At 43.6% G+C, this 12,587-nt stretch carries 12 protein-coding genes; 1 reads left to right on the top strand and 11 read right to left on the bottom strand.

Translation table 11 applies throughout. From position 1 onward, the window contains the following. Nucleotides 1–5: 5 nt before the first annotated feature. From H5300_RS12510 to H5300_RS12480, 7 genes are all read right to left on the bottom strand, one after another. Complete coding sequence (locus tag H5300_RS12510; RefSeq protein ID WP_061020997.1) at nucleotides 6–740, bottom strand: nucleoside/nucleotide kinase family protein; 735 nt, start codon at nucleotides 738–740, stop codon at nucleotides 6–8. 8 nt (nucleotides 741–748) lie between these two features. Continuing rightward, nucleotides 749–1,267 (bottom strand): MltR family transcriptional regulator, encoded by a 519-nt coding sequence (locus tag H5300_RS12505; protein ID WP_162267336.1) that lies wholly within the window; start codon nucleotides 1,265–1,267, stop codon nucleotides 749–751. 56 nt (nucleotides 1,268–1,323) lie between these two features. Then, entirely contained in the window at nucleotides 1,324–2,595 is a 1,272-nt protein-coding gene (locus H5300_RS12500) for a zinc-binding dehydrogenase (protein ID WP_182796091.1), read from the bottom strand. Between the two features lie 48 nt (nucleotides 2,596–2,643). Beyond that, nucleotides 2,644–4,056, bottom strand: a complete 1,413-nt coding sequence (locus H5300_RS12495; protein WP_020477289.1) for a PTS mannitol transporter subunit IICB — start codon at nucleotides 4,054–4,056, stop codon at nucleotides 2,644–2,646. Nucleotides 4,057–4,085: 29 nt separating this feature from the next. After that, nucleotides 4,086–4,529 (bottom strand): PTS sugar transporter subunit IIA, encoded by a 444-nt coding sequence (locus H5300_RS12490; protein ID WP_182796090.1) that lies wholly within the window; start codon nucleotides 4,527–4,529, stop codon nucleotides 4,086–4,088. A 552-nt stretch (nucleotides 4,530–5,081) separates the two neighbouring features. Next, nucleotides 5,082–5,513: a GNAT family N-acetyltransferase gene (locus H5300_RS12485; protein ID WP_182796089.1), complete on the bottom strand. Its 432-nt coding sequence runs from the start codon at nucleotides 5,511–5,513 to the stop codon at nucleotides 5,082–5,084. 119 nt (nucleotides 5,514–5,632) lie between these two features. Continuing rightward, nucleotides 5,633–6,289 (bottom strand): Qnr family pentapeptide repeat protein, encoded by a 657-nt coding sequence (locus H5300_RS12480; protein ID WP_054545985.1) that lies wholly within the window; start codon nucleotides 6,287–6,289, stop codon nucleotides 5,633–5,635. Between the two features lie 320 nt (nucleotides 6,290–6,609). Between H5300_RS12480 and H5300_RS12475 the strand changes: the two genes are divergently transcribed. Beyond that, nucleotides 6,610–7,200, top strand: a complete 591-nt coding sequence (locus tag H5300_RS12475) for a TetR/AcrR family transcriptional regulator (RefSeq protein ID WP_182796088.1) — start codon at nucleotides 6,610–6,612, stop codon at nucleotides 7,198–7,200. Nucleotides 7,201–7,306: 106 nt separating this feature from the next. On the opposite strand, the gene H5300_RS12470 is transcribed toward H5300_RS12475, so the two are convergent. The 4 genes from H5300_RS12470 to H5300_RS12455 all read right to left on the bottom strand — a co-directional run bounded on the left by H5300_RS12470 (nucleotide 7,307) and on the right by H5300_RS12455 (nucleotide 12,356). After that, nucleotides 7,307–8,554, bottom strand: a complete 1,248-nt coding sequence (locus H5300_RS12470; RefSeq protein ID WP_102491299.1) for an anaerobic sulfatase maturase — start codon at nucleotides 8,552–8,554, stop codon at nucleotides 7,307–7,309. 118 nt (nucleotides 8,555–8,672) lie between these two features. Then, on the bottom strand, nucleotides 8,673–10,418 hold the full coding sequence (locus H5300_RS12465) for an arylsulfatase (RefSeq protein ID WP_182796087.1): 1,746 nt from the start codon (nucleotides 10,416–10,418) through the stop codon (nucleotides 8,673–8,675). 93 nt (nucleotides 10,419–10,511) lie between these two features. Next, the gene (locus tag H5300_RS12460) at nucleotides 10,512–10,943 is read right to left on the bottom strand and encodes a tetratricopeptide repeat protein (protein ID WP_102482270.1); all 432 of its coding nucleotides are present in this window, start codon (nucleotides 10,941–10,943) and stop codon (nucleotides 10,512–10,514) included. Between the two features lie 207 nt (nucleotides 10,944–11,150). Next, on the bottom strand, nucleotides 11,151–12,356 hold the full coding sequence (locus tag H5300_RS12455; protein WP_182796086.1) for an iron-containing alcohol dehydrogenase: 1,206 nt from the start codon (nucleotides 12,354–12,356) through the stop codon (nucleotides 11,151–11,153). Between the last annotated feature and the right edge of the window lie 231 nt (nucleotides 12,357–12,587).

Genomic DNA, 12,587 nt, shown 5'->3' with positions numbered 1-12,587 from the left:
ATTGTTTAATTGATTTGAAACGAACCGTCTTGATTCATGAAGAGTGTTAGGTCAGCAGGGATAGAATGGTCTAACACTTTATCGACGTTCTTTGAGTCTGAATTTTTATAGAACTCGACCGCCTCTTCTAATGAGCTACCTCCTCGCACTTTGCGGTTTACTAAGCGCTCTTCGAGGAACTTAGCGTCAGTGTCTATGAAGATGGTGAAATCAGCCAACTCATGTAATCCATTCCAAACAGGCTCATTCAGTAACAACCAGTTGCCTTCAATCACGACAATGTTCTTGTCTACCGAGATTGCGTCATCCACAGGATCATGAAGATTTCTATCGTAGTACGGCCACGTAGGATTTTTTACTTTCAGCTGTTTCAACTTATCGATCAACGAGGTTAAATTGAACGTTTCGTGAGAGCCTTTAATGGTACGGAGTTTAATTTTCTCTTTATCACGAACGATGTAGTTTGAGTCCAATATCTCATTGGGGTAATGAAAACCGTCAAATGGCAATACCTGAAGTGGCTCAACGTTGGTCTGTAGATGGGACAAATGCTCCCAAAACGCGGCTAACGTCGATTTACCACTGCCAGGAGGGGCACACAAAAAGATTATCGTACGTTCTTTTTTCTGCTCAAAAAGTCGCGTAAATTTTTCAACCAGTGGTTTATGAATCTGTTCAATATCTTTATCAGGGAATGTCGCTTCGGTTTCAAAGCCACTCACATTTAAGGAAACTTTCATGTTCAACCTTATCCTAATATCTCTTTCTCAATACTTCCCAACAAGTTCTCGCAACAGAGTTTCAGCACTGTTTTAATCAGCGACTCGTAACGTGTTTGAGTGAATGAATCGAATGACGAGAATTTTAATTGGTTAATTGAATCTAAGTAGAAGCTATCTTTGCCTTTCGAGAGGTTTGATTGATTACTGATGAAGTCGTAAACCATGTCATCGCCAAATGTCAGTACTTGCGATTGCTTACTAGTGTATTCATACATTTGGTCGAATAAGCCAATATCTGCGTAGGTTTCCAAAGAGATCTTACCCATCGCAAACATCAATTTAGAGGCGACGTCGGTTGTCACAAGAGGCCCATCTTCTTTTAAAAGAGGTACGACGGCGTACTCCATCACCAAAGCATCTTGAACAAACACGTTCGGTAATAGCTTTTTCAGTTTTTGGTTTATTAACTTATTAGACGCTTCGATCAAACTCGTCGCGGAATCACACTGTTCCAATGCATCCAATAATTCATCTTGCAGCAAAATATCAATTACCTCATGAAGCAGTGGTGGCTGACTCGCCACCACAATAATGAACCATATTAAACGGTTAAGCTCACATCATAAAATTCAAGTAGCGCTTTTTCTGCCAATTCATTCCAAACGTAATTATTGGCTTTCAAAATTTCATCAAGCTCCAGAAAGAATGGAGACTGCTCTGCCAGTGTATGGAATTGGTCAATCGCTGTCAGCGGTAAGTCGATATGTGGGTAAATCAATTTCTTGCCACCCGGAATTTCTAACTGATTGAGAATAGTATGCGGTGCCGCTTCTAGACCACCAACGTGTGTCAGCATAAATGAAGGGTTGATTCTATTCGCTTCTGAAAGCTCAATAGACTCGACCATATCACCCGTAGAGCCACCAGAAGTGCCAACAATGTGAGTCGCTTCGTAGTGAACATTATAGAAGTTGAATGGTACTTTGAACTGCTTGTCCGTTGGGCCAGCAAAGAAATTTAAGCAACCATCATTGCCTAGCAACTCATCCGCTTGCTCAAGCACTTGTGCAACCGCGGCATACACCATGACATCATCATACCCCTTACCATCATTCAACTGCTTAAGGTGTGAGACAGGATCTTCTAACTTAGCGGTATTCACATAGAACAGTTCGATACCGTTTTCTGCTGCTTTTGATACAGAAATTAGGCTCTCAGCTCGCTCTAGGCGCGCTTCGTCAATATCGGTGACAACGATTCGACTTGGTTTGACTGGACCATTAATCGCGTAGTCAATTGCACCAATTCCCATAGGACCTGCACATGCTAACAATGCAAGAGAGCCGCCCTCTTTGATGCCCATTTGATGTTCATATACATAAGGCGTTGTATGGTAGCTTGCGTGGAACGCACCAATGATGCATGACATAGGTTCAGCTAAAGAGGCATTAGCGTAGTACGAACTCTTGTAAGGCAATACACAGTCCAAGTCGATTGCTACTTTAGGGATAATTGAGTACGTCGCATTGCCTCCGAACGTTTCATAGCTGTAGCCTGCTGAGTAGCCTGTTGGCAAACCCATTGCTGGCTGCAGTACAAATGGTTCGCCCGGCTTAAAACGGTCTTGTAAGTTAGCACCTACTTCTACAATTACACCTGCGTATTCATGGCCTGTCATTACAGGTACTTCAGCAATATTTCCCGGTACACGTTTATGGTTGCTGCCTAACAGTGCTGCTTTGTAAGTAGAAAGACAGATGCTGTTTGAGATATTTTTAACTAATAGTTCATCATCAGAAATTTTTGGAAGATCGAACGTTCTAAGTTGAACATCTTTTTCACCACGGATAACAGCAGCAGTTGTTTGAGTCATGATTTTCTCTCCGAAAGTGGGACCACTGAGTGACCCCCAAAATTTAAATTAAGCTTGTTGACCTATGGTGTTCATTAGGTTGTCTAATGCAGGGTCATGTAAGAAGTTCTTGATAGTGACCACAGGTAAACCCGTTGCTTTAATCGCTCTATTCTCTAGGCTCTCGTGAGTCACCACCACATCGGCATCAGTTGGGACTTTTTCGATAGCAAAGTTTTTAACTTGAACATCGTAACCGGCTTTTTCTAGTTTGCGTTTGAAAGTCGATGCTCCCATGGCGCTTGAGCCCATTCCCGCATCACATGCAAAGGCAATAAATTTGATGTTCTTTACTTCTTTTGGCTGTTCTGTTGAAGCCTGAGCTGATGCTTTTGCTACCACACCTTCTGCTTTCATATCTTTCATGTCGGTTATCGACTGTTCAAACTCGTCTTCTGATTGTTCTTTCTTGCTCACTTTCAGGATTGCACTTGCGACAAGGAAAGACACAACCGTTGCTGAAGCCACACCTGCGATGGTTGCGAAGAAGCTTCCTTTTGGTGTGAGTGCTAAGTAAGAGAAAATCGAACCCGGACTAGGGCCAGCAACCAGACCACCATCAAGTAAGTTGAACGTTGCAATACCTGTCGCTGCACCAGCAATCATCGCAACAATCATGATTGGCTTCATTAGCACGTATGGGAAGTACAGCTCATGGATACCACCGAAAAAGTGAATGATGATTGCACTTGGTGCTGATTTCTTACTTAGACCTTGACCAAATTTCGCGTAAGCCAAAAGCATACCTAGACCAGGACCTGGGTTTGACGCCACCATAAAGAAGATCGATTTGCCCGTTTCCGCCGCCGCTTGTAGACCTAGTGGGTAGTAAATACCTTGGTCGATAGCGTTGTTTAGGAACAGTACTTTTGCGGGTTCATTAATAATGGCAAGTAACGGAAGAAAACCAGTTGCCACAAGCGCTTCGATACCCGACTTAACGAATAGGTTCGCAGCAGTCACAGCAGGACCAACAATCGCGTAAGCAAATAGACACATCAACATGCCGAAAATGCCTAGCGAGAAGTTGTTTACCACCATCTCAAAACCTGAAGGGATCTTGTCTTGTAAGCGTTTATCTATTTGAACGATCACCCAGCCACTCAATGGACCCATGATCATTGCGCCAACAAACATTGGAATCTCAGCGCCAGCGATAACACCCATGGTACCTATCGCACCAGCAACTGCACCACGCTTATCCCCGACAATTTGTCCACCGGTATAACCAATAAGCAGAGGAAGTAAATAAGTGATCATCGGACCAACTAATTCACCAAAATATTCGTTAGGCATCCAACCTGTTGGAATAAATAATGCAGTAATAAAGCCCCATGCAATGAAGGCTCCAATATTTGGCAATACCATCGCGGTCAGATGACCACCAAAAGATTGCACTTTTGCTCTTATATTTGTAGACACGGTATATTCCTTATTTTCAAAGGTTATTCTTAGTAGCTTTTAATAATTTCAAGTACGTCAGCTTTTGAAGATGAAGCCGCCAGCTTGGCAATATTTTCTTCATCAACTAACATTTCACTAAGTGCTTGAATAACCTCGATGTGTGTATCTGAATCCTTTGCAGCTAATGTTAATAAAACATTCGCTGGTCCCATTTCTGAACCGAAATCAACTGGGGTTGAAAAAACGTGGATACCCAACCCAGTCTTTAGTACACCTGCTTCTGGACGGGCATGTGGCATAGCAATGCCTGGACAAAGAACATAATAAGGTCCATTATCATGCGTTGACTGAATGATCGCATTGGCATAGTTATCGGTAACGTAACCTTTATCTTGCAAATAACGAGTCGTTTCTTTAACTGCATCTTCCCACTTATATTCAGAGTGGTTAATGACATCAATTAAGTCGTGGTCAATAAGGTCATAAAGCATAATATATCCCAGTTATTCTTGTTCGTTGTTGTTGGGATTATTATCAATGGAAGTTGTCGAATCGAGAAATGGCAAAGAAACGTGACTTTAGTCACCTATAAATAACTGTCAATCGGATATTTCTACGCTACCCCTCAAATTAAAGCTGTAATTAAATTACAAATTTACAATTAAAAACAAGTCAATAGTTTAAGTTTGACATTAACCTCAATAACCAAAATTAATTTAAAACAATAAAATGAGACGTGAGTTCAGGTTAGACGGTTGACCATAAATTAATTGTGATAATGGTGATGTTTATATTCGTAAAGCAAGGAATGTAACACGCTAAAATCAGTGATCAAGATCGCGTATGAAATCTAAACACCATTCAACTGAAATTTTACGACATAACAAACTGCTAACTCACTCATCCAGCCTCACGACATGCAAACGACCTGCATAAAAAAGTCTGACGAAACTCCAAATACGGAAAAGCCCAAAGTTATTAGCTTTGGGCTTTTCTTCTAGCGACTGTGGTTGATTACAACCGAGTGATGCGACAACCGAGGCTTACAGCGTCATATGCAGAATTGGAAATGGTTTTCCCATGTCATCAATTGGAGAGCGTGATTCAATTTTGAACCCCATGTGCTGATAGAAACCTACCGCTTGTGGGTTTTGCTCATTAACGTCAACTTTAGTGGCTGCTAACTGCTTAATGGCATGTTGCAACAACACCGTACCTACGCCTTGCCCTCGAACTTCATTTAAAACGAAAAGCATCTCTACTTTTGCATCATGGACACCCACGAAGCCAACAATCGAACCACTTTCATTTTTAACGCATTTCAAAGAAACCGTAGGGAACGCATGTTCCATGATGATAGGTTTAAAAAACTCAATATCTTCTTCTGTAATAAAGTCATGAGTTGCTCGGACCGAATTCTCCCAAACCTTAAGCATTTCTGCGTAACCTTCAGGAAGCACATTTTCGATAGTCATAATTTTCTCTAGATTAAACTGAATATAAACATGTGCAGCCGCGAAGCTATAGTGTAACAGGCATTAATAATACAAAACAACAGCGTTCACTATCGACTCACTCTACCTCACTGCCTCTATTAATCGGGCATCACCACAATACCCATGGTTTCAAGCAGTTGCTCTTGCTGCCAAGCGACAATTTTAATCCCCGATGTGTCTACCTTGCGAGGGTCTAACCCTTCTAATTCAGCATGGCATAAATTAGCACCTTGCATACTGAATTGCCCCCATACATCTTCCGAGAACACACCTCGGCTGAGATCAGACTCTTTCAGAGACGCGCCGCCAAGGTAAGTGCCTATCCAACGGTTCTCAAACAGCTCGCACTTCTCTAAACAAGCTTGTTCAAAATTGGCGTATGACAGGTTACAGCCCGTAATATATGCTGAGCAAAAGTACATTCTATTGCTTACCTGATTGGCAAAGTTAGCACGAGTAAAGTTCGCCCCTTTCAAGTCACATTCACGTAGCTCAATACCATAGCAATTCGCGTTACTAAAATTCGCCATCGCCAACTGGCAATTCTGGAAGCTTGCATCTCGTAAGTCGGCAATATCAAAGTGGCATCCCTCAATATCGCCTTGTTCGATAAACTTACAGTTAATAAACGTCGCATCACGCAAGTTCGAACGTCTGAAATCACAACGGATAAACGTGCAGGCTGTAAATGTAAGCTCTGATAAATCTTGCTGAGCAAAACTGTGCTGATGATAAGTGCTGTTATTGGTGTCCATTTAGCCCCCTAAAGAAATTAAGCTAAGACTACCATTGCGATCTTAAGAAAACACCAAATTAAAAACCAACAAAAACAGCAACTTAAAACACCCTGTTTTGGCCATTTTAAGGCACCAAACAAGCCCTTTAAGGTTGTTATTTTCGATTTGTAGGATGTGCTTATCTTGAAAGAAGTTTTGTCGCTTAGAAGTGCCAACAAGAGAAAAAGTTACTTTGACGAAACGAGTCAATTATTGACCGCGCCCTAACGCGCTAGACTGGACGGTTGGTATGTTGCTCGTTACACTATTCCTCATTCTCAGCATAAAGAGTAAGAACAATGAAAGACATGCGACAAGCTATGCTCGATGCAGGGTTTAGCCTTATCAATGAACACGGGTTTGCTGGTGTTGGCCTGATAAAAATCATCAACCAAGCGGAAGGCACGAAGGGTTCTTTTTACCATTACTTCAAATCCAAAGAACACTTTGGTGAGATCCTTCTTACTAACTACTTTGATGAGCATCTCGCTAAGCTGGACGACTTTTTAAGTGATGAGTCGCTTTCTCGTCGTGACCGCGTAAAAGCCTATTTCGAGTTTTGGTGTGCATCGAAACTGACTGAAGACTTCAACATCCAATGTCTTGTCGTAAAACTGGCGGGAGAAGTAGCTGGGTCTGAAAACCCGTTGCAATCGACCATGGCAGAAGGCGCTGAAAAGATCATCCTGCGTATGGCAAAACTGTTTGAAGAAGGTAATGAGGCCGGTGATTTCACTATCGCAGAGCCAGAATCGCTGTCTCGAACGCTTTATGGTTTATGGCTTGGCTCAACGCTCATGGCCGCTATGCAGCGTAACCGTTCGATTCTAAACAATGCCATGGATGAAACTATTCTTGCCATGAGCTCGGCACAAGAATCGGCTGACTAGATACCCGTTACCAAATACCAAATACCAAATACCAAGAGGCTCGCACAATTTAGCGAGCCTTCTATCTTACTGTAAATTTTGATTAAATCGATTCACGCTTACTCCGTTACCCCAGACGAGACGGGATATTATTGGCTTTGAGTAAGCCCTTAATAACAGGGTCGATATGCTTGAAGAAGCTCAACCATCCTTCACAGAGATAATTTAACCCAGCCTCACCATCTCGGCTTTTGATGATGCGGTTTTTAGGGCACTCGCCATGGCATGCAAATTTAAACTCACAGGCTTGGCATTGTTTCGGCAGAGACTTCTGTTTGGCGAACCCAAAACTCTGCTGCTTTGGCGAGAAGGCTAAAGTTGAAAGTGCTTGTTCCTGAATATTACCTAGCTGAAATTCAGGAAAGACATAATGGTCACATGAATACACATCGCCATTGGGCTCAACCGCTAACCCTTTTCCGCAGATCTCACTCAAGGTACACATGGTGCTTTCTCTGCCCATCCACACTCCGACAAAATTTTCAAAGTACGGCACTAATACCCGACCAAAATCATGTTCGAACCATTCGTCAAAAATGGTAGTGAGGAATTCTCCCCATTGCACAGAATCGACACTCCAAGCTTCAACCTCGCCTGATACGGGAATGATCGCTTGTTGGTTGCTCAACCATTTATTGTTGGTGTGAGCTTCGCGCTTATCGACCACAGGAATAAACTGCAACTGCTTCGAACCCACTTCATCTCGCAGAAAGCGATAGACCTCTAACGGATACTTTCCTGTCACATCATTCACGCAGGTTAGGGTCGCGAACTCGACGTTATGCTGCTTCAAGTAGTGAATACCACGCATTGTTTGAGAAAAAGTGCCTTTGCCTGCACGGTTGGTTCGGTAGTGATTATGTAAGTGCTCTGGGCCATCAATACTCACGCCAATGATAAAGTTATTGTTCTTAAAGAACTCACACCACGCATCATTCAGTAACGTACCGTTGGTTTGAAGGTCATTGCTGATCTTGCTGTAGCTAGGACAATATTTTTTCTGCAGCTCGACGACCTTTTGAAAGTACTCAACCCCCAACAAGGTAGGCTCTCCACCGTGCCAAGAAAAGATGATTTCAGGCGTATTCTGCCCTTCTATATATTGCTTGATATAACGCTCTAACAGAACTTCATCCATCGTATATTGAGAGCCTTTTGGGTATTCAAGCAGCTGTTGTTTTTCTAAATAATAACAGTAGGTGCAACTGATATTACACACCGCCCCAATCGGTTTTGCTAACGCCTGAAGTTTGCTGTGTGCTTTGCCATTGAACTGCGGAACTGAACTCAAATTTGATAGCGATAATGTCGTCATGAAGAGTGCCTCGATGTAAAAGTTATTGTATTAGCTAAAACAATTCGTAATTCCTTTACACGGTGTTCATCGGCCAACCAAGCTTGATGGCATTAGGTTGGCCGAGTGGTTTTTTCCTCTATTTCACGTTTTCAAACGGGTTCCACGCTTCGTCAACCGGGACGATATTTTGCGCTTTTTCGTATTCTTGATATTCAGCGACCATTTCAAGGAACAGATCTGGCATTTCATTTCTCAAGTCATGTTGCTCAGCTGGATCTTTCTTGGTGTTGTATAAGTGCCACTCACTGTCACCGCCCATTCCCGTAGAAATTCGGATGATCTTATGATCACCTTTAAGCAGAATACCGCTACCAAACAATTCAAATGGAATCGCATTGTTGGCACTGTGCACGTCTGCCGTTTCCCCTTTGAAGTAAGGCAACAAGCTCACACCACTCATCGGCGCCACTTCTCGACCTTGATATTCGGTTCCTGGATGATCAACCTCTGCAATCTCAAGAATCGTGGCTGCAATGTCCTTCACTTGGGATAAGTCGTCTGTCTGAGTTCCCGGTTGCAACGCATCTTCACCGTCTAAAAGTGCTTTGGCTGGCTTAACGATAAATGGCACACGGATACCGCCCTCTGCTGTGTAAGCTTTGTACCAAGATAGGCCACCGGTTGAAGCACTTGCCCACTCAGGACCAAGTGACACACTGGAGTTCGCCTTACCCAGGTTTTCAGTCGAATTATCGAAATGATGAGCAGTCCATGTTCGGATCAAATCACTGATATTTTCACCGGTAATATCCGCCGCTTCTGGGCCGTTATCCGCTAGATACATAATGTAGGTATTGTCGTATTCGCCGATTTCTTTCAGGTAATCGACTATCTGGCCGACTTGTTGGTCCTGCATTTCCATCATGCCCATCGCGACAGCCATTTTCTTGCCATACCACTTTTTTTCTTTCTCAGAGAGCGAATCCCAAGGTCGGCTTAATGCGTTACGATCTGAAATATCGGCATCTTTTGGAATCACACCCATCTCTTTCATGCGTTGAAAACGGTCTTCTCGAACCGAGTCCCAACCATGCTCAACGTAGTAATCGACTTTATCTTGATAGGCAGACTCAGGCGCTTGCAGTGGCAGGTGAATACCGGTGAATGGGACGTAAGCGAAGAAAGGCTTACCGTCGTCTTTTTTGCTGTCGATCATCTTGATGATCTCGTTGGTGTAAACTTGGTCTGAGTACTCGCCTTTGTACTTGTCCTCAACCACTTCACCGTTACGGTAAGTTGGCTCAATTTCAACACCAGGAATATCGCCTTTTTGTAGCGCATCCGCTGTCGCAGCGTTTTTAGCTGGGAACATCATATCTCGGTTAAAGTGATTCGAACCGCCCGCTAAGATACCGTAACTCTCACCAAAACCTCGATCATCCGGTAAGAATCCATCCTCGTGTCCCAAATGCCATTTACCAGACAGGTAAGTGTTATAGCCACTCTCTTCAAGCAGCGTTGCGACCGTGACGCCTTTCTTGGTGAGGTAACCTTCATAACCCGGCTTACCAATCGCACCCGGATAGACAGCATAGTCGAAGGTGCCTAGCCCAACCTCGTGACTGTTTGCTCCGGTTAACATCATAGAGCGCGTTACCGATGAGGTTGGTGACGCGTGAAAGTTAGTAAACTTAACCCCCTCTTCAGCCAGCGCCATTAGGTTTGGTGTATTGGCTTCTGAGCCATAAGGCTGAGTATCGGCAAAGCCCACATCATCGCCAACAATGACAACAATATTCGGTTTTTCTGATTCTGCGGCCAGAGCAGCACTGCTTGCCGCGGCCATTGCAGTGAAGACTAAAGATTTCTTGAATGTCTGCATAAGACGTTCTCCAATTTCTGTGATTAACTTGTTTCAGTAATTAACTTTTTCTGTGGTTAACCTTTCTGTGATTAACCTGAGTTAGGATTTGAATTAGTGCGCGGCTTGCGACATCCAATGTAATAAGTCGAGCGCGGGGTCATACTCTTGAGCTGCTGCCATGCCAATCCAGGTGACAGCCTCCGCTTGGCTGGCTTGAACGCCACTTCCAGAGATATACATCAATCCAAGCTGTGTTTGAGCTTCAGGGCTACCGTTATTGGCTGCGGTGACGAACCACTCCGCGGCTTTTTCATCATTCTGTTCTACGCCATCTCCGCTCAGATATAAGTAAGCGACAGAGAGCTGGGCTTCCAGTTGCCCTTGGTAAGCTTCATCCAACAGTTTCACGACGTCTTGATGCTGCTGCGATTGATCCATGGTGGCTTCATTCTCAAAGCTCTCGCTTCCAAAGCTTGCCTTGGCAAAAAAAAGAACAACCAAAACACCCGCCAAAATCACGGTAGTTAAACGTTTATTGAGCATTTATTTCCTCCTCGGGAATAAAGGTCTCGACGTCCCTGTTGAATGAATTAGGTGAAAAGTAGGAATGGCGCGATGATGCACAAGCTTGATAGCAATACGTTTCCAATTTTCATAATTGGCTCTCGAGTAATAATTGTTGAGTGAATCAGGGAGAGAATCATCGACTGAATTAAATGGTCATAACATTCAGTCGATTAAGACAGAGACTTAAATCGCTTTCTCAATGATGGTTTCAATCGTCTGTTTCGAGATTGGGTAGAACTGAAAACAGATGTCTTTTTCAATCGCTTCTGCAATGTTGCTCTTCTCTTGCGCATCAAAGTCCCAGCTGCTGAAACGCTTCATCGCACCGACACTGGTTTGGAAGTTGTTTAAGAAATCCAACACTCTCTGGTAAACCATCTCATCGGTTCCCGTAGTGTCGACAGAGAAAGCTTGAGCTAACTTCGCCGCATTCGGCATATAGAATTCAGGCAGCGCTTCAATCACAACCGGCATCAGCACCGTGTTGGCATCGCCATGTGGAATGTGGCTAATCGCACCAAAGGCATGAGCACAGTTGTGAATCGGAATACCGCCCAAAGACGAATAAAATGCAGAGATCGCCATGGTGCTTGCTTGAAGAAGATTGCCACGTGCGGTTAGGTTTTCTGGCTCTTTCAATGCCAAGGGTAAGTTTTCAATAATCAGTTTTGCTGCCTGAATGCCGTAAGCGTCAGTGAATGCATTACTCATCGGTGACACAATCGCTTCAACAGCGTGTGTTAACGCATCCATGGCTGTAGAACGAGTAAGGTGAGCTGGCAGCTTAGTGGTCACCGTTGGATCAAGGATCGCGATATCAGCTTCCAATCCCGATGCGACTAGACTTGCCTTAATGTTTTCATGCTCATTGTAAAAAACAGCAATCGGAGAGGCTTCTGCGCCCGTGCCAGCCGTTGTCGGAACCGCAATGTGTGGCACTCGAATGTCTTCATTGTTTGGCCACACATCCATATGACCGCCGCCCGCAATCACGGTGCGAATGTCATCTATCTTCTTATGAAATGCGTATTTCACACCTTTAGAAGCATCAATCACGCTGCCGCCGCCAACAGACAAAATCGCATCAGCATTGACGCTGTTTGCAAACTCAATGGCAGCGTTGATGTTGTCGCAAGTCGCGTCTGGCGCGATATCGGTGTACACACCAACAAGCTGGACCGCTTGTTCATTGCCTGGCTGGTTCACCTTTTCGTTTACAAACAACGCCGAGAACTGCTCAACAAAACCAAGAGACTCCAAGCCTTTATCAGAAAAGAGCACGACTCTTTGCGCACCTAAGCGATCAAAAAGAGAAGGGATATTTTCAATGCCATTCTCTTGAGCATGAACAATGGTTTTAAGTTGAAAATTAAAATTATTGGTTGTCATGGTATTTACCTCATTTCTAGTTGATGACTAAACAATAACCAATACAAACCGGTCGGTCTAGAGCGTTAATGTCAAAGATATGTCAATTAAGATCTTTATGGATCATTGCCCCAATATATGGTACGTCCCGTTATTGCAAGTAGAGTTAAAAACAACGAGCTGATTTGCGCTAATATATTCAGAGTCTATTAGAGACTGCCATTAGTCTCAGCTCTATGATGAGGTGTGCGC

Origin of the sequence: Vibrio sp. SG41-7 (assembly GCF_014164465.1) — a bacterium.
GTDB classification, from domain to species: domain Bacteria; phylum Pseudomonadota; class Gammaproteobacteria; order Enterobacterales; family Vibrionaceae; genus Vibrio; species Vibrio splendidus.
Note: the sequence above shows the minus strand (reverse complement) of the source record. Positions and strands in the feature narration are given on the sequence as shown.

What these genes read in the sequence shown, in the direction of transcription:
- H5300_RS12455 (WP_182796086.1), bottom strand. Translation starts at nt 12,356, where the DNA reads ATGACAACCAATAATTTTAATTTTCAACTTAAAACCATTGTTCATGCT.
- H5300_RS12460 (WP_102482270.1), bottom strand. Translation starts at nt 10,943, where the DNA reads ATGCTCAATAAACGTTTAACTACCGTGATTTTGGCGGGTGTTTTGGTT.
- H5300_RS12510 (WP_061020997.1), bottom strand. Translation starts at nt 740, where the DNA reads ATGAAAGTTTCCTTAAATGTGAGTGGCTTTGAAACCGAAGCGACATTC.
- H5300_RS12465 (WP_182796087.1), bottom strand. Translation starts at nt 10,418, where the DNA reads ATGCAGACATTCAAGAAATCTTTAGTCTTCACTGCAATGGCCGCGGCA.
- H5300_RS12500 (WP_182796091.1), bottom strand. Translation starts at nt 2,595, where the DNA reads ATGACTCAAACAACTGCTGCTGTTATCCGTGGTGAAAAAGATGTTCAA.
- H5300_RS12480 (WP_054545985.1), bottom strand. Translation starts at nt 6,289, where the DNA reads ATGGACACCAATAACAGCACTTATCATCAGCACAGTTTTGCTCAGCAA.
- H5300_RS12485 (WP_182796089.1), bottom strand. Translation starts at nt 5,513, where the DNA reads ATGACTATCGAAAATGTGCTTCCTGAAGGTTACGCAGAAATGCTTAAG.
- H5300_RS12475 (WP_182796088.1), top strand. Translation starts at nt 6,610, where the DNA reads ATGAAAGACATGCGACAAGCTATGCTCGATGCAGGGTTTAGCCTTATC.
- H5300_RS12470 (WP_102491299.1), bottom strand. Translation starts at nt 8,554, where the DNA reads ATGACGACATTATCGCTATCAAATTTGAGTTCAGTTCCGCAGTTCAAT.
- H5300_RS12490 (WP_182796090.1), bottom strand. Translation starts at nt 4,529, where the DNA reads ATGCTTTATGACCTTATTGACCACGACTTAATTGATGTCATTAACCAC.